The organism is Micromonospora echinofusca, assembly GCF_017614955.1.
Lineage (GTDB): Bacteria > Actinomycetota > Actinomycetes > Mycobacteriales > Micromonosporaceae > Micromonospora > Micromonospora echinofusca_A.
Window position 1 is genome coordinate 25706 of the sequence record NZ_WVUH01000001.1, and the last position, 16908, is coordinate 42613.

The following is a 16908-nucleotide window of genomic DNA, read 5'->3' on the forward strand; positions in this document are numbered from 1 at the left end:
CTTGCCCTACTGCCGGTTCCATCCGAGATCCGCTGCACCGGCCAGGGCGGCACGGTCGAGCTTTCCGCTACCGCTGACGGGTAGCTGGGCCAGCCGTTTGATCCGGCTTGGGTGGTACTGCGCCGGCAGTCGCCGGCGTAGGTGCTGCCGGATGCTCTCCGCGTCCACGTCGCCGGAGTCGGTCACGACGTACGCGATCAGCCGCTGGTGCCCGTGTGACGTCGTTTCGAGGCCGGCCGCGACCGCTTGGACCCCCTTCAGGTCGGCGATGACCGCCTCGACCTCACCGAGCTCGATGCGGAAGCCGCGCACCTTCACCTGGTCGTCCGTTCGGCCCAGGAAGTGGTACTCCGCGCCGTCGTGGCTGACCACCCGATCGCCGCTGCGGTAGTAACGCACGCCGTCGGACACGACGAAACGCTCCTCTGTCAGCTTCGGGCGGTCGAGGTAGCCGCGCGCCACGCTCGAACCGGCTATCCACAGCTCGCCGGGGGTTCCGTGGTCGACCTGACGTCCCTCGGAGTCGCGGACCGAAACGTGGACGTGCGGCAACGGCCTGCCGATCGGTGTCTCGGCCGGCGACATCCGCCGGCAGTGCTCCTCGGAAAGCGGGCTGGTGGTGACGATCACCGTGGTCTCGGTGGGCCCATAGGCGTTCACGATCCGGGAGTTCGGTGCCAGCCCCTGCTCGATCCAGCCGATTACGTCGTGCGGGCGGAACGCCTCGCCGCCGACGACGACCATGCGTAGCCGTGGCAGCGAGCGCCCGAGCATCATGAGGCCGGTGCGCAGGTTGCCGAACATGGTGGGAGTCTGGGCGACGATGCTGACCCGCTCCCGGTCGAGCAGGTCGATGAACCTGACCGGATCCCTTGCGGTCTCGGCGGGGACGAGCACGCAGGTCGCGCCACTGGTCAGCGGGGCCCACAACTCCAGCACGCTGAAGTCGAAGGACAGTGAGTGGAACATCGTCCACACATCGCCAGGACCTGTCGGATAGGTGGCGTTCCATGAGTCGATGAAGGCTGCCAGATGTTCGTGGGCGGTGAGGCAGCCCTTGGGCCGACCGGTGGAGCCCGAGGTGTAGATGATGTAGGCGACATCGGACGGGATCTCCCGGGGCACGCTCGTCGGGCGGGTGGCGATCTGTATCGGCCCGACCATGCCGGCCGGTCTCTCGTCTGCCGACAGCGGCCGATCGGTGAGCACGATGCGTGCACCCGAGTCGTCTTCGAGGAGTCGTCGGCGGTGCGGCGGATACTCCGGATCCACCGGTACGTAGGCCAGTCCTGCGGCGAGTACACCGAGCAGGCCGATGATTGCGTACCGGTCGTGGCCTATCCGGACGCTGACCAGACGGTCGCCCGGGTCGGACAGTGCCTTGAGCGCCGTGCCGACGGCTGTCGCTGCCGACCGCAACTGTCCGTAGGTCAGCGTTCCGGCCGCGTCGGCCAGCGCGGTTCGGGCGGGCCAGCGCTCCGACGCCTCGACGAACAGGTCATAGATCGAGTCCATTTCCTCATCTCATCGTTCGGGCGGACGGCACCAACGGCCTGGGACAGCTGAAGGGTTGACCTGTGGTGATACCGGTACCTCATCTACAGCCATGGCCCTATCGGCGCGCTATCAGGACCGATCCGGGACCAGCACGCCCGGTTTTCGAGGTCGCCAGGCAAGCGAATGGTGCGGCCGGATTCGTTCAACGGGCCGAGAGGCCAGTGGATGCTGGATTCCTGCGATGGAGAATGCGCCTGCCATGACGCTGCGCTGAGCCGGCCGGTTGATCTCCGCCGACCGACTCGCAGCAGCAATCTCGGACCAGCCATCCCCGATCAACCGCGTGCGGATCCAGATCGTGATTCCCGTGACACGCAGGCTACCGGGACAGTCGGCTCATCCCCAGTTGGTGTCCCGGGTGGCGAGCAAAGGCGACCACGAGACGACCGCAGATCGTTCCCGCGCGGCGGAGGAAACGGAGAACGAGGTGCCGACCGCGATCAGGAATGAAGCCTCCACCGCCGGAGTAGCCGGAGCGGCCTGAGCCTTCACGATGGGGTCGCAAACCAACATGGTGTGCCTCTCTGAGCTTCGTGGCGTACCCCCGTGGTAGCCGTTGTCACTCAATCGAACGCTGCTAACTGATGACTGTCGGTTCGCCATTGCTGTGGCCCGTCGGATTCGCCGGTGCGGTGCTGCTACGAAAGCCGGACGAAAGAGGGAGCCGTCAGTGATTCTGGTCAGCGCGGCTGTCCACGCCGGAGAGCCGGCCGGTGAGCGACCTCACCACCTCGCGGGCGTCCTGCGACTCGATGATGGCCGCCATCGCGAGCCCTTCGCGCCACGCGGCGACAGCGCTCTGCATCGGGCCGGACGCGTGGTGAACGTCGCCGAGTAGCCGCAGTGTCCGCGCCTGCCACAACTGCGCACCCAACCGTTGGAACAGCGGTAGCACATCCCCGGCGAGGCGGGCGGCGACGTCGTGCGAACCCATGGCATGGTGAGCCTCGGCTCGGGCGAGCCAGATCCGCGCGTGGATCATCGGATCACCGGCCTCGGCTGCCACGACCGCAGCCCGGCGGAGGGTGGCCGCAGCGTTCTGGGGAGCCCCCGCCGCCATTCGCGCCACACCCAGACCATAGAGGGCGTATGCCTCGCCGATGCGGTCTGCGGCTTCGTGTACGGTGCTGAGCACCTCGGCGAAGGACGCGCTCGCCACATCCACCTCACCGGACATCAGCGACACCTCACCCAGCCGGTAGGTCAGCTGGGCGTGCACGCGTCGGTTGTTGCTGGATTTGATCAGTTCCAGCGCCTCATGCAGTTGCCTGGTCGCGGCGGCGTGGTCCTGCTCGGCCAGCGACAACTGCGCCAACCCGGACAGGACATGCGCCTCGCCGATCACGTCGCCGAGCTCATGCAGCCAGTTCCGGGCCTGTTCATAGCGGGCCAACGCCTCGGCCGGGCGGCCCTCGACGCGGTCGACGAAAGCGAGGTTGCGTAGCGCGAGAGCCCGCCCGTGCAACACCCCCTGTTCAGCGAAGAGCCCGTCGGCGGCCAACAGCAGGTCGACCGAGTCCCGCAGCCGGTACTCCGCGATCGCCAGTGCGCCCATGGAGTAGAGGATCGACGCCTCGCCCAGCCGGTTGCCCGCGCGGCGTACCGCGATCAACGCGAAGTCGTGCGTGGTCCGCCAGTCGTCGAAGTACGACCGGGCCTCGAACAGCGTCACGCTGGAGAACGCCAGATCCCAGCAGAGGTCGTCGGCCCCGATGTCGGCTGCCTGACGAATCATGGCGACCAGGGCGGAGCGTTCGGTGGCATACCAGCCCAGCGGGTCGGACAACAGCCGGTCACAGGCGCCCTGCGCCAGTGGCCAGCGCTGCACCGGGCTGTGCAGCAGGGTGTGATCGCCGCCGTAGACCCGCCGGTGCGCCTCGTCCGCGACGGACAGCCACGCGCGCAGGACCCGGTGCAACGCGGCCCGCCGCTCCTCCTCCGCATCCTCCTCGATCAGCCGCTCCCGGGCGAAGGCGCGCACAAGGTCATGCAACCTGAACCGGGTGTGTCCCTCGGCCGGCGTCTCCACGTCGATGAGCTGCGCGGCCACCAGACCCGCGAGTACGTCCTCCCCTTCGGGGTCGCTTCCACCGAGCAGCGGCCCGCAGATCCACTCGCCGAAGTCCGGTGCCTCCAGCATGCCCAGCAACCGGAACAGCCGCCGCTCGGCGTCGTTCAGGCTCTCGTAGCTGAGCCCGATGTTGGAGCGCACGCACTGCCCGGCGTGTGTCAGCTCGTCCAGCCGGCTGTCCTCGACGGTGAGCCGCTCGACCATCTTTCCCACTGTCCAGTGCGGGCGGGACAGCAACCGGCCGGCCGCGATGCGCAGTGCCAGTGGAAGCCGTCCGCACAGCTCCACCAGTTCCAGCGCCTGCGTGGGCTCGGCGTAGACCCGAGCCGGTCCGGCGATGCGTGCGAGCAACTCCACCGCGTCGTTGGTGCTGAGTTCCTGGCATTCGAGCTGATGGATGCCGGGCAGGACGGTCAGCCGATGCCGGCTGGTCAACACCACCGCGCTCGGCCCGCCGCCCGGTAGCAGCGGACGCACCTGGTCCTCGTCGGCGACGTCGTCCAGCACGATCAGTACCCGGCGGCCGGCCACGAGGCCGCGGAACGTGTCTGCCCGCTCGTCCAGCCCTTCGGGAATCTTCGATCCGCTCACGCCCAACGCGCGCAGGAACCGTTCGAGTACCCAGGACGGCGGCAACGGCTCGGCGGTGCTGCCGTTGAGCTTGGCGTACAGCTGAGCGTCGGGGAACTCTGCGGCCACGGCGCGGGCCGCGTGGATCGCCAGCGTCGTCTTCCCGATGCCGCCCTTACCGAACACGGACACCACGGTGGGCGCGACGTCCTCGGCCGCTGAGCGGGCGACGATCAGGTTCTGCAGCCGTTCGGCGAGCAGGCTGCCGGTGAAGTCGGCGATGTCCGGTGGCAGGATCCGGGCTGGGGTGTATGCCGTCTGTACCAGCGACTGGGCGACGCTCGGCAGGTGCGGTTTCAACTCGTACTCGGTGTCACCGAGCAGGATTGCCCGTTCGAGCTCGCGTAACTCCGCCCCAGGCTCGATGCCGAGCTCACTGACCAACGTTTCCCGTGCCTCGCGGTAGCTCTGCAGGGCTTCGGCCTGCCGTCCACTGCGGTAGAGTGCCAGGATCAGCTGGGCGCGCATGTGTTCGCGTAGCGGGTACTCCTCTACCAGGTCAAAAAGCTGAGCGACAATCTCCGTATGCGCGCCCTGTCGGAGCCGCAGGTTCATATGTTCCTCGTGAGCTCGGCTGCGCATCTCCTCGATGCGGGCGCCTACGGCCCGAAGGACCCGACTTTCGAGTCCGGCGAGAGGGTTGCCACGCCACAGGGACAACGCGCGGCCGAACAGTTCCACCGCCTCATCAAGGTTGCCCTGCTCGCCCATTCGACTGCCCTCGCTGATCAGTCGCTGGAAGACCAGGAGGTCCACCTGTTCGGGGTCGACCTCAAGGAGGTATCCAGGTGGGCGGGTCTGTAGCACGTCGGACAGGCCGACCTCTGCAAGGCTCCGGCGCAGCGCCGAGACACAGATCTGAATCTGCCCCTTGGCGGTCTGTGGCGGTGACTCGTCCCAAACCGCCTCGGCGAGCCGGTCAACGGAGACGACTCGTCCCGCAGCCAGTAGCAGCATCGCCAGGATGATGCGTTGGCGGTGTGCCGCGATGTCCGCATGCCCCTTGGGTCCAGCCACTTGCAGCGGCCCGAGAAGACGGAAATATATGAAGTTCACCGTCGTCGACCCCCGTCATTCCATTCGACTACGGCACCCCCTATGTGCAGGAAAGCCAAGGGGAGTGGGCGGTACCACTATAGGCATAATCGTCCCTCCACTGCGACGTTCGTCGATGAAACTGCCAAAGTTCGGCTACGACCTGCGGGAACTCGGAGACGGCGCGGACGGTGGGTGGAGGCGGCGCCGGAGCCAGCGGCGTGGGCGGCGAACAGCGGCGCGACCAGAGATCGTCACCACGCGCGGTGACATCGCGGCGGACCAACCAGCCAACGGGGCCACCACCGGCGCAGGACGAAACCGGCGCTGCCCGGCACGCGCCCCTTCCCGGTGCGTGGCGTTGGTGGTGGCGCCGACGGTCGGTTTGGTGCCTCAGCGCGGGGCGGCCCCACAGCGACAACGGACGGTGCCGTACGCAGACTGGCGGGAGTGCGCATCCGTCGTGCCGACCCGGCAGGGCCCGGCCGGAGGCCGGGCCCTGCGCCGTTCTCCACGGTCACCAACGTGACGGTCGCCTCGTTTATGATCCGACGTGTGGTCGTCCCGCATCCGGTTGATCAGCGTGGCCAGGCCCTATGCCGTACTGGCGCACGGCCTGACCAGGGCCTCCCGGAGTCGGTCCACGGCCTGGAAAATCAGGGACTCGTCGATTCCGCGGTACGTGACAGCGCGAATGCGACCATGCCCGAACCCCGCCACCGCGACCCCGGCTGAGGCGGCAGCCGACACCAGTTCCCCCGGGTCGCGGCCGGCCACCCGGAACAGCACGATGTTGGTCTGTGGCAGGTCAACCGTGACTCCCGGCAGCGTCGCCAGCCCCTCAGCCAGCAGCCGGGCGTGGGCGTGGTCCTCGGAGAGCCGGTCGACCGAATCCTCCAGGGCGACGATGCCGGCCGCCGCGACGACGCCTGCCTGCCGCATCCCGCCACCGATCATCTTGCGGATCCGCCGTGCGGCCGCGACGAACTCCCCACCGCCCACCAGCACGGAGCCGATCGGTGCCGACAGACCCTTGGACAGACAGAACTGCACCGAGTCGGCGTACCGGGCAACGTCTGCCACGGACCGACCACTGGCGACGGCGGCATTGAAGATGCGCGCGCCGTCCAGGTGCACGGTCACCCCACGGTGCCGTGCCAGGTCCCGCACCTGCTGCTGGTACGCCTGTTCCAGTACCACGCCCCCGCACCGGTTCTGGGTGTTCTCGAGACAGATGACAGCGGGTAGGGCGAACTGTGGATCGTCCATGTCCTCCGGGAACGCCGCCTCGATCGCGGCCACGGACAGGGTGCCGTCGGGTTCGTTGGGAACGGGTTCGTACGCGATGCCGCCGCACACCGACGCACCGGCCGCCTCGTAGAGGTAGATGTCGGACTCCACGCCGACGATCACCTTCGCGCCCCGTGGCGCGTGGGCCATGAGAGCGGCCAGGTTCGCCATGGTTCCGCTGGGCATCAGACAGGCAGCCTCCTTGCCCAACCGCTCGGCCGCCAACTGCTCTAGTCGGTTGACAGTCGGATCCTCGCCGTAGACATCGTCGCCCAGCGGTGCCCTGACCATCGCGTCCAGCATGGCCGTGGTGGGGCGGGTGAACGTGTCACTACGAAGCTCGATCACGGGTGCACCTCGATCCTGACGCTCGCGGATGCGGCTTCCAGGGCCGACCCGACCACGTCGGCGGTCTCACCGGCGGCGATGATGTAGCCGAGGCGGTCGTAGGCGTTGCGTGGTGGGCGTACGCGGGCCCCGGGACGGGCGATGGCCACTGCGCGGTCCACTCCCGGTACCCGTGCGGCAGCAGCCAGACCGTCGAGCCCGACCAACGTCCCGGCCCGCTGCGCGGTCAGAAAGGTGATCCCGGCGTACCTGGCCCGGGTCGGTGCGAGGTCGAGGGGCAGACCGCATGCGGCCCGCAGATGCTGCTCGACGATGTCGATCCCGGTGGCCAGGAAGATCAGATCAGGGATCATCCCACCTGCGGGACGGGCGTTGATCTCGACGATCGCTGGACCGTCGGCGCCGAGACGGATCTCGGTGTGCGTCGCACCGTGGGTGATGCCGACGGCTACCAGGGCGGCCTGTACCGTGCCGACGATCTCCGCCGAGAGCTCGTCCGGCAGGTCGGCCGGGAAGACGTGTCGGCCCTCGACGAAGTGGGGCTCGGCGAGGGTCGTCTTCGCCGTGATCCCCAGGCAGGTTGTCCGACCGTCGTGGCTGAACATCTCCACCGACACCTCGGGCCCGGCAACGTACTCCTCGGCCACCGCCCAGCCGAGCATCCGTTGGCCCCGGACATTCTCGGTAGCCAGAAGGACGTGCTCGATGTGCCGGGTGGCCTCCTCCTCGTCCCGGCACAGCAGTACGTTGTTGGAGCCGGAGTCGTCGGCGGGCTTGACGACACAGGGAAACCTGAGCCCGCGCAGCCCGTCCGCGATATCCGACCTTTGCCGTATCACCGCGTAACGCGGCTGCCGGATGCCGGCGGCACCCAGAGCCTGCCGGCACAACACCTTGTTGCGACAGACCTCGATGGCCCTGCGCGGATTGCCCGGCAGGCCGGCCGACTCGGCCAGCGCCGCCACATGCGGCAGGTAGAAGTCACTGGTGGTCGTGATCCCCGCAGGAAACTGCAGCTCGGCCTTGACCGAGCGGCTCAGGTCCTGCTCGTTGTCGGTGTCGCAGACGACGACCCGCGCGCGGCTCTCGTCCAGCTGCTGGTAACGCTGCGGTGCGCCGGTGAACAGCACGGGCTGCACCCCGAGGCGGGCGGCCACGCGCAGTGCCCGCATGCCGGTGCCGGTCGTGTTCGACTCGACGAAGCCGAGCTGCGGCCGGGCCACCCGACCCAGCCGGGCATACGACCAGGCGGTGACCGCAGTGCCGTAGTCGACCTGCACCGGGGCCCGCCTGGGGGTGGTTGCCGGCACGTGTCGGTAGACCGAGTCGACGTAGCGGTCACCGCGGTCGGGAAAGATGCCCACCAGGCACGAGCCCGGTGGCATCCGGGTGGCCGTGTGGGTCAGCACCCGGTAGACCGAGCCGGACGTATTGCCACCGAAGATCTGCTGCTCACGGGCGAGTGCACCGGTGGCGGCGAATGCCTCGTCGTCGGAGAGCCAGTGGACCTCGTCCAGAAGCGAGTAGTCGATGTTGCCCGGCTGCAGGCTGTTGCCCAGCCCGCCCTGCAACCGCTGCGGCCGGTCAGGCTGGCCGAACAGCATGCTGCCCACGGCGTCCACGCCGATGACGGCAAGGGAGGGCAGGGCCGGCAGCAACGCGGCGGCGGTCCCGCACAGTGACCCGCCGCTGCCGACCGCTCCGACGAGCCCGTGCAGGGCGGGGAGCTCGGTGCGGAGTTCGTCGGCGAGCGCCCGGTACGCCAACGGATTCTCCGGATTGTGGTACTGCCGCGGCCAGAACGCGCCATCGAGGTCGTCCATCAGACGGGCCAGCCGTTCGAGCCGCGCGCTCTGCCAGCCTGCCTCGCTCATCGCGTCCACGATGTGGACCACGCAGCCCAACGTCTGGAGCTTCGCCATGGTGATCGGATCGATGCGGGGGTCGGTGACGATGTGTACCGGATGCCCCAGATGAGTACCGACCAACGCGAGCCCCAACGCCATGGTGCCGGAGGAACTCTCCACGATCGGCGCGCCCTCGGCCAGTACACCCTCCGCCCGCGCGCTCAGGACGACCTGCCGGGCTACCCGGTCCTTCATCGCGAACAGGTTCTGCAGCTCGAGCTTCGCGTACACCGCCACCTCCGGGGCGGCCGGGACGTTGAGGCGTACCAGGGGGGTGTGACCGATCGCATCCAGGACGGACTCAAACCGCATCGCACGCTCCTCGCAGTAGTCGGTCGAGCTCGGACATGGCGGTACGGACGTTCGACTGCCGTGCGTGGGACCACGCGAGAAGCTCGTCGAGCGCGGACCGTTGCTCGGCGAGCAGCCGCTCGACCTGCACCGGGTGGGTCGAGCCGGGCGAGACCTTCGCAGCCAACCCGGAGTCGACATCGAACGCCTCGCTCAGCATGTCGCCCGGGTCGACCAGGTCGTGACCCTCGGCAAGCCGGCGCAGTAGCGCGACGTCCCGTTCGGCAGGTGAGCGGCCGGCGCTGACCGCCTCGGCGATATAGCCACCCGCGATGACCTGGGCGCTTCGCCAGGGAACACCCGCCCGCAGGGCGAGCAGGTTCGCCAAGCGGAAACCGCCGAGGTGGTCACGTTCGCACAGCATCCGCATCCGGTCGGGCAGGAACCGCAGGTTGCCCACGACCGTGGTGGCGAGGCGCAGGACCGACGCGGCGGTCGTCAGCAGCGTCGGCAGGTGCGTGCCGGCCTCCTTGGACACCTCCACCATGTTTGCGTACGGGGTGCCACGCTGGCCGAGTACCAGGTCGAGGTGCAGAGCGCTCAGGTGGGCGCTGCGCCCACGAATGCGTTCCAGGACCGGGAAGTTGCGTTTCTGTGGCATCGCGGAGGAGATCCCGGCGAGCTCGTCCGGCAGGTCGACGAAGCCGTAGGCGCCGCTGGCCCAGGCCATCAGGTCGGTGGCGAACCGGCCCAGTACGACCCCGTACGCCGACAGGTCGCCGGCTATCCGCAACGCCCAGCCGCGGGAGGCGACCGCGACCAGCGCGTGCGGTGCGGGACGATCGAAGGCCAACAGGGTGCTCATCCGGTCCAGGTCCCAGTCCAGTTCCTGACCGGCCATGGCACCCGCCCCGAGCGGGCACTGGTTGACGGCGTCATGGGTGGCGCGCAACTGTCGTGCCGCACCCAGGGTCTCTTCGACGAAGGCGGCCAGATAGAAGCCGGGTGTGACGATCTGCGCGGCCTGCAGGTGCGTGTAACCGGGCATCGGCGTACGGGTCCAGCCCGCGGCGACGCCGGCCGCCCTGCGGGCCAGCATCGTCAGCGCGCCGACCAGATCGACCACGCGGCTGCGGGCGTACATCAGCTGCGCGCAGGCCTGCAGGTCGTTGCGGCTGCGGTCGACGTGCCAGGTGCCGGGCGGGGTGACCGGCCCGTCCTGGACGTAGCGTTCGATGGCGAACGCGATGTCGGACAGGTTGCCCGCTGAGTCGGCGACGATGCGGTCCTGGTCGACCTCACCCAGTCGAGCGCCGAGAGCCGCGGCGCTGGCCGGGTCGATCAGACCCATCCGTAGGTACTCCAGGATCAGCACCTTCTCGATTGCCACGTACCCCGGCAGCAGGGTGCGGGCCTCGGCGGTGAACTGGGGATCGAGGATCTCCTCGCGCAGCACATCGTCCGGGAGCGCCGTGATGCGTCCGGTCAGCTTCATGGCCGGGCCCCGGGTGCGGGGACCGTGAACAGCATGCGGCGTACCGTGCCCAGCAGAACGTCGGCACCGGCGACCAGATCCTCCGGATCGGTGTGCTCAGCCGGCGCGTGGCTGATGCCGTCCCGACTGGGCACGAAGATGACCGCGACGGGCGCGGCGGCTGCGATGATCTGTGCGTCGTGGCCGGCGCCACTGGAAAGGCCCATGGTGGCGAAACCCAGCTCAGCGGCGGCCTCGGCGACGCACGCGCGGATCCGGGGATCGGTCTCCGTGGGTGCCGATCGCATCGTGACCCGGGCGCTGTTGTGGTGCGTGTCGGATTCGGCCACGAGTTGCAGGATCGCGCGCTCTGCGGCGGCAAGCCTCTGGGGCGAACCGTCGCGAATCTCCGCGGTCAGCGTCACACTACCCGGAATCACGTTGGTCACATTGGGCGCGGAGTCGATGGTGCCGACCGTGGCGACCGAACAGACCCCCTGTTCACGGGCCAGATTCTCGATTGCGACGATCAGCTTGGCGGCAGCCACGAGGGCGTCGCAGCGTGCATCCATCGGAGTGGTGCCAGCGTGGTTCTGCCGGCCGTTGAGAGTGATGTCGAGGATCGAGCGGCCGGTGACGACGTCCACGATCCCGATCGGAGTGCCGCAGCGTTCCAGGATCGGTCCCTGCTCGACGTGCAGCTCCAGGAACGCCCCGATGCTGCCGGCCGGCCACGCGGCGGTGGCCAACGCGTCAGGGTCACCGCCGGCGGCGCTCAGCGCCGCCCGTAACGGCCGGCCGTCGTGGTCGACGATTCCGTCGGCGGAGTTCACCATGCCGACCAGCGCCTTGGAGCCGAAGAAGGGGCATGGGAACAGCGCGCCCTCCTCGTTGGCGAAGGCAACCGCCACCGGCTCGTACGCCATCGGCCCGGGGTGCTCGGCGAAGTGCGCCAGCACCTCCAGCGCGGCCACCACGCCGTACGCGCCGTCGTAACGACCACCGTTGGTGACCGAGTCGAGGTGTGAGCCGAAGAGCAGCACGGGACGCTCGGGTTCATGGCTGCGCCGGCGGCGGATGAGGAGGTTGCCGGCAGGATCCACGGACGCGGTCAGTCCCAGGGACTCCGCCTGTCCGGTCAGGTACGCGCGAGCGGCATTGTCGGCCTCGCCGAATCCCTCCCGCGAGACACCCCCACCGTCGGCGCCGCCGAACCGGGCGAGCTCGTTGAGGTGTCCGAGAAGCCGCCCACGGTCGACGCGGTGCCCGACCCGGGTCAGCACATCGCCTCCTCGGAGACGTCGTGCCCGACGGCCTCCGCCTCGATCGTCGCTATGGCCTCGGCTGGCCGGGCGACCATGTGCAGCCCGCACCGGTCCCGGTCGGCGTAGCCGTGGCGGCAGATCTCGTCGACCAGTGTGTGCAGTCCACGCCAGGCATCCTCGACGTCGAGCAGCACCAGCGGCTTGGTGTGTTGTTCCAGGTAGGTCAGGCAGAGCACCTCGAAGACCTCGTCGAGCGTGCCGAAGCCGCCGGGCAGCGCCACGAACGCGTCGGCAGCCTCGATCATCCTGGCCTTGCGTTCGGTCATCGTGGTGGTCAGGCGCAGGGTCTGCGGCGGGGCGGCGATGCCACGCTCGATCTCGTACAGGAACGTCGGCATCACCGCGACGACCTCGGCGCCCGCGTGATGCGCCGACCACGCGAGCGTGCCCATCAGGCCGCTTCCGCCGCCGCCGTAGATCAGCCGGTGGCCGCGTGAGCCAAGCAGTGAGCCCAGCTCCTCGGCCGCGGCGGAGGCGTGCCGGCTCGACCCGGTGCGGGCACCGGCGAAGACGCATACTGACAGGGGCCGCCGGTGGGGGACTCGATTCTTCATGTGCCGGCCTTTCTGGGACGTGTGCGGTCAGGAGGCGACCTGGGTGCGGTCGATCCAGGAGTCACCGGCCAGGACGCGGCAGGCGTGGCGGGCGGCAGCCACCTTTTCGTCGTACTCGTGGTCGTTGTCGGCGAACATCAGGCCGAGGATCGTGCCGCTGTGCGCCGTCACGACACCCAGCGCACCGGTGGTCTCGGCGAGCGTGATCATGTCGGTGAGCTTCGCCTTCGGTCGCAGACGCTGGTTGAGCACGGCACTCCGGGTGGCGACCCGACCGATGGCGCCGAGGTCGCCCGAGCGCACCGCGGCGGACACCACGGCGAGCAGGTGGTCGTACTCGCGCCGTTCGGCCATCGAGAACCGCTTGGGCTGGCGGTTGAAGGCCACCGTGTCGAGCTGACCGCCCTCGTCGATCCCGACGATCGTGATCGGTGGCAGGTGTCCCAGGTGCGCCAGGAGGCGTACCCGCCGATGGTGGAAGGCCACGACACCGGCGTACATGACACCATCGGACGGCTCGATGGTCGCCATCAGCGTCTCGATCTCGGCCGGGTCGGGGTTCACGCCGATCGCCCCGCCCACCGCGCGTGCGGTGGCCACGAGGTCCGCCGAGGAACTGGCATGACCCTTGCCCTCCGGGAGTTCGGTGGTGAGAGTCAGGGTGCCGCCGCAGCCCAAACCGTGGCGACGCAACATCAGCTCAGCGAGCTGGCGGGACTTGCACTTACCCGCTGGGTGGACGCTCACCGTGTTCCGGTCGGGCGCAAGCTCGAAGTGGGCGGTGGACGACCGCGCGATTGGCAGGGTCACCAGGAAGTCGCTGTCGGCGTCGATCAGGGCACCCTGCAGCAATTCTCCGAAGGTTCCGCAGGCAGTGCCGCAACCGTCGGCCGCGACGAGGGCACGGGCGGACATCTGCGAGCGGGCCGCTAGCTCGGTCACGGACGTTTCCTCTGTCTGTCGTTTGTTTCCGTCACTCTCGGCGCGGGCCCTTTCGCGACGCTGTCGCTGTACTGTCGTGGACGTGACGCGGGGCGGAGCCGGTCTCCCGGTCTGCGATATCCCGCGAGAAGCGAAGCGACAGCCCCACCGGTTAGACCGTGAGCGTGAGTATCGATCTGCGGATTGTGGACGTCGCCTACGGCCGCCCGGCGCGCGACGTGGCAGTCCGCCTCGAACGCCAGTTCGCCGAGGGCTGGCAGCTCGTCTACGTCGGCCGTACCGACGACACCGGCTACATCGGTGATCCGTTCCAGGCGTACGTCGGGCTGAACCGCCCGCATACCGGCGTCTACCGGCTCACCCTCGACTGCGCCGGCTATTTCGGGTTACAGGGCACGGTGACGTTCTACCGGGATGCGGTCCTGACGTTCTTCGTGGCCGACACCGATGAGAAACACGGCCTGTGCGTGCTGATGGGCCCACAGACCCTGACCGCCTGCCACACGAGGTGTGAGCCGTGAGGTACCTCAGTCTGCCCCAGGTCGAGCTGCTGCTGCACGACCTGCGCGATGGGCCATCCAGTGAGTTCAGCCGGATGGTGACCTGGCGTCTCCCGGTGGACGTATGTGTGGAACCGCTTCAACGCCGGTTCGCTGACCTGATCGGGGAACTGCGGCTGGCACGCCGGGTACGCCGTGACGATCATGGCTGGTACCTCGAGCCGACGCCCTATCCGCCCGAGGTGTACGTCGAGCGTCATCTGGCCGACGGCGACGGCGAAGCCGCTCAGCAGCGCCTGGTCGTCGAGCGTCAGCGGTCGCTGGATCCGGTGTCCGGCCCGCTTGCCCGGGGCACCCTGCTGCTGTGCCAGAGCAGCTGCGCGTACCTGGTGGTGGCGGTGCACAACCTGAGCCTCGAATGGTGCTCGCCGCTGCGACTGGCCAGGGAGCTGACCGAGGCGGCGCTACCCGAGCAACCGTTGGCCGGTCGTCACCCGCGCCACTGAAGACAGCTCCGACGGTGGAGTCCGCGAGAACGCCGGGCGCGACGGGTGGAGTCGTGGGCGGGCGCGGCAGGAACCGCCCACGATGACGCCGATACGCGACAGTGTCGATGTCCCGAGCGGGGCATCGACACCGTACCGTGCCAGGTGGCAATCAAGCCGACGCGGGGGCACGCATCTGAACGAACTGGTGAATGGCGGAGATACTCCGGAAGTTTCCGATGTCGAGATCGTCACCCTTGACGGCGATATCAAGGTCCCGTTCCACGAACATGACTATCTGAATGGCGAACAGTGAGTTGACGTAGCCGGTGGCGAAAAGGTCCTCGTCGTCGCCCACCGGGTGTCCGCCCACGTGTCGCCGCACGAAGTCGCGGATGATGTCCAGCATGGTGATGCACGCACCTTTCTCTTATGCGTAGGAGAAAAAGCCCTGACCACTCTTGCAGCCCAGGTGACCCGCGTCGACGAGCTTGCGGAGCAGAGTGGAGGGGCGGTACTTCGGGTCGTTGAAGTTCTCCAGCAGGACGTCCAGGGAGTACAGGACGGTGTCCAGGCCGATGAGGTCGGCAGTGGCCAGCGGACCCATCCTGTGCCCGAAGCACTCGGTGAACAGGCGGTCGATCTCGGGGGCCCCGGCCACGTTCTCCTGCAGCAGGCAGATGGCCTCGTTGACCATCAGCATCATCACCCGGTTGGTGACGAAGCCGGGCGAGTCCTCGACCACCAGACTGTCCTTGCCCAAGCCGCGGATCAACTCACGGGTGAATGCGACCGTCTCGTCGGACGTGTGAAATCCGTGGATCACCTCAACGAGTGGCTTGAGCGGGACCGGGTTCATGAAATGGACCCCGATGACCTGCTCGGGGCGTCCGGTAAGCCCGGCGATCCGGGTGATCGGGATCGCGGACGTGTTGACACCGAACACCGTCTCCGTCTTGCAGACCGCTTCCAGCTGCTGGTACAGCGGCTTCTTGACGTCCCAGTTCTCGGTAACGTTCTCCACCACGAAGTCCGCGTCGGCGACGTCCTCCAGGTCGGTGGTCAGGGTAATGACGTCCATGATGGCGCCCGGATGCGGTTCCGGCGGGGCGCCCAGCATGGTGTAGTACCGGATGTTCCGCGAGATCAGCTCCTCGGCGCGGTCCAGTGCCTGCTTGCTGACGTCCAGCATGACCACCGGGTGGCCGGCTGCGGCGAAGGCGTGCGAGACGCCGACACCCATCGTGCCGGCCCCGATGACTGCAATTTTCTCCTGCACCGCGTGCTCCTTCCTAGTAGGGCTCAACCATTCGGGCCGAGGACGGCGCGGACGTGATCCGGCCACGCGTCCGGTTCGACGCCGTACTGACAGGCCACCGCGTACGCCAGTCGCTCCAGCCCGAATCCGGTGCAGGCCGTGAACGGGGTCTCGCCATCGGGCAGAGTGATCGCAAAGGCGGTGCCGAAGGCGCGTTCATGGAAGTTGAACGAACCTACTGCGATGTCGCGGCCGCCGCCCACCTCCAGACGTATCTCGTACTTCAGTTCCAGCAGCCGCTGCGACGACGAGCTCACCGCCACGTCGGTGTTGCCGAAGAACGGGTCGTTGGCGACCTCGCACCGCCCCGACAACTGCAACTGCTCCAGCAACCTGAGGATCCGGTCGAGGAACCACCGACGCCGGGTCAGAACCTGCTCGCGGCTGCCGAAGAAGACCGTTTCGCGGATCGTGAAGTCCCACAGGCGTTCAAGGCCCCGGTGGTACTTCTGTTCGTGCCGGAACGACTTGCCCTTCGCGGTGACAGTCCGCAGCCCGGGAGGCAGTTCCCGGTCGGCGTACTGGGCGAAGGTGTGGTAGCACATCGTCGGCGGCAGGCAGTAGTCCACGTCGCTGCAGCGGTCGAGCACATTCGGCACGAGCTGCCCCGCTGCCCGGGTGTCGTCCACGAAGCGCTGGTAGACGTCCAGGTCACTGTGCAACCGGGCAGCGAACATCAGATACTGGGGGAACGATGTGAGATAGCCGCAGCGGTGCATGGTCCGCGCCGAGATCAGGGTTGGGTAGCGGTACTCGATGCCCCCCAACTCGTCGATGACGATGCCACGGACGACGTCGTCGAGTGCGTCCATCAGGTGGAGCATGGCCGGCCCCAACGACACCTGGCCCTCGCCGGCAGGGAAGACCTCGCCCCGTTCCCTGAGGCGTGCGAAGGTCCCATCCGATATCTCCACCGCGGTCGGCGACGACCAGATGACTTTTGGCGGCCGGATGAGCTGGGCCAGAACGTCGTTGTCGAGGATGGCCTTGACTTTGCGGGTCACCGTCTCCGGATGCCCCGTCGGCGCCAACGTCAGGTCCACCGCCGTCACCAGGTCGTCCCGGGTGACGAACCTGAAGTCCAGGATGTCACCGGTGGCGAAGTAGATTCGCCGGCCGAACTCCTCGGCGGCCGCGCCGGCCAACGGCTCTTCCAGGGTGATCGTGACCTTCGGCGTCAT

At 68.2% G+C, this 16908-nt stretch carries 13 protein-coding genes; 2 read left to right on the top strand and 11 right to left on the bottom strand.

Annotated elements, in window-relative coordinates; all coding sequences use genetic code 11:
• Positions 1 to 6 precede the first annotated feature (6 nt).
• The 8 genes from GSF22_RS00080 to GSF22_RS00115 all read right to left on the bottom strand — a co-directional run bounded on the left by GSF22_RS00080 (position 7) and on the right by GSF22_RS00115 (position 13424).
• Positions 7 to 1515, bottom strand: a complete 1509-nt coding sequence (locus GSF22_RS00080) for an amino acid adenylation domain-containing protein (protein ID WP_208810500.1) — start codon at positions 1513 to 1515, stop codon at positions 7 to 9.
• 709 nt (positions 1516 to 2224) lie between these two features.
• Positions 2225 to 5314 (bottom strand): AfsR/SARP family transcriptional regulator, encoded by a 3090-nt coding sequence (locus GSF22_RS00085; RefSeq protein ID WP_208810501.1) that lies wholly within the window; start codon positions 5312 to 5314, stop codon positions 2225 to 2227.
• A 573-nt stretch (positions 5315 to 5887) separates the two neighbouring features.
• Positions 5888 to 6931: a low-specificity L-threonine aldolase gene (gene ltaE / locus GSF22_RS00090; protein ID WP_208810502.1), complete on the bottom strand. Its 1044-nt coding sequence runs from the start codon at positions 6929 to 6931 to the stop codon at positions 5888 to 5890.
• Complete coding sequence (locus GSF22_RS00095; protein WP_208810503.1) at positions 6928 to 9150, bottom strand: pyridoxal-phosphate dependent enzyme; 2223 nt, start codon at positions 9148 to 9150, stop codon at positions 6928 to 6930. The genes ltaE and GSF22_RS00095 overlap by 4 nt, the downstream gene beginning before the upstream one ends.
• Positions 9140 to 10624 carry an argininosuccinate lyase gene (locus GSF22_RS00100; protein ID WP_208810504.1) on the bottom strand — a complete coding sequence of 495 codons (1485 nt, stop codon included), beginning with the start codon at positions 10622 to 10624 and terminating at the stop codon, positions 9140 to 9142. The genes GSF22_RS00095 and GSF22_RS00100 overlap by 11 nt, the downstream gene beginning before the upstream one ends.
• A complete protein-coding gene (locus GSF22_RS00105) occupies positions 10621 to 11886 on the bottom strand; it encodes a M20 family metallo-hydrolase (protein WP_208810505.1) in 1266 nt (421 codons plus the stop codon). The genes GSF22_RS00100 and GSF22_RS00105 overlap by 4 nt, the downstream gene beginning before the upstream one ends.
• Positions 11880 to 12482, bottom strand: a complete 603-nt coding sequence (locus tag GSF22_RS00110) for a TIGR00730 family Rossman fold protein (protein WP_208810506.1) — start codon at positions 12480 to 12482, stop codon at positions 11880 to 11882. The genes GSF22_RS00105 and GSF22_RS00110 overlap by 7 nt, the downstream gene beginning before the upstream one ends.
• A gap of 27 nt (positions 12483 to 12509) precedes the next feature.
• On the bottom strand, positions 12510 to 13424 hold the full coding sequence (locus tag GSF22_RS00115) for a GHMP family kinase ATP-binding protein (RefSeq protein WP_307803651.1): 915 nt from the start codon (positions 13422 to 13424) through the stop codon (positions 12510 to 12512).
• Between the two features lie 164 nt (positions 13425 to 13588).
• On the opposite strand from GSF22_RS00115, the gene GSF22_RS00120 reads away from it, so the two are divergent.
• Together GSF22_RS00120 and GSF22_RS00125 are read left to right on the top strand one after the other, a co-directional pair.
• The gene (locus GSF22_RS00120) at positions 13589 to 13945 is read left to right on the top strand and encodes a hydroxyisourate hydrolase (protein ID WP_208810507.1); all 357 of its coding nucleotides are present in this window, start codon (positions 13589 to 13591) and stop codon (positions 13943 to 13945) included.
• Positions 13942 to 14430, top strand: coding sequence for a hypothetical protein (locus tag GSF22_RS00125; protein ID WP_208810508.1), 489 nt, complete (start codon positions 13942 to 13944; stop codon positions 14428 to 14430). The genes GSF22_RS00120 and GSF22_RS00125 overlap by 4 nt, the downstream gene beginning before the upstream one ends.
• Before the next feature lie 151 nt (positions 14431 to 14581).
• Here GSF22_RS00125 and GSF22_RS00130 read toward each other — a convergent pair whose 3' ends face one another.
• The 3 genes from GSF22_RS00130 to GSF22_RS00140 are packed head-to-tail and all read right to left on the bottom strand — an operon-like array spanning position 14582 to position 16908.
• Positions 14582 to 14818 carry a hypothetical protein gene (locus GSF22_RS00130; RefSeq protein ID WP_208810509.1) on the bottom strand — a complete coding sequence of 79 codons (237 nt, stop codon included), beginning with the start codon at positions 14816 to 14818 and terminating at the stop codon, positions 14582 to 14584.
• Positions 14819 to 14839: 21 nt separating this feature from the next.
• Entirely contained in the window at positions 14840 to 15754 is a 915-nt protein-coding gene (locus GSF22_RS00135; protein WP_307803652.1) for a 3-hydroxyacyl-CoA dehydrogenase family protein, read from the bottom strand.
• Positions 15712 to 16908 (bottom strand): hypothetical protein, encoded by a 1197-nt coding sequence (locus GSF22_RS00140; protein WP_208810510.1) that lies wholly within the window; start codon positions 16906 to 16908, stop codon positions 15712 to 15714. Before GSF22_RS00140 ends, GSF22_RS00135 begins: the two co-directional genes overlap by 43 nt.

Coding starts and splice junctions, on each gene's coding strand:
- GSF22_RS00130 (WP_208810509.1), bottom strand. CDS start 14,818: ATGCTGGACATCATCCGCGACTTCGTGCGGCGACACGTGGGCGGACAC.
- GSF22_RS00140 (WP_208810510.1), bottom strand. CDS start 16,908: ATGACGCCGAAGGTCACGATCACCCTGGAAGAGCCGTTGGCCGGCGCG.
- GSF22_RS00095 (WP_208810503.1), bottom strand. CDS start 9,150: ATGCGGTTTGAGTCCGTCCTGGATGCGATCGGTCACACCCCCCTGGTA.
- GSF22_RS00110 (WP_208810506.1), bottom strand. CDS start 12,482: ATGAAGAATCGAGTCCCCCACCGGCGGCCCCTGTCAGTATGCGTCTTC.
- GSF22_RS00080 (WP_208810500.1), bottom strand. CDS start 1,515: ATGGACTCGATCTATGACCTGTTCGTCGAGGCGTCGGAGCGCTGGCCC.
- GSF22_RS00100 (WP_208810504.1), bottom strand. CDS start 10,624: ATGAAGCTGACCGGACGCATCACGGCGCTCCCGGACGATGTGCTGCGC.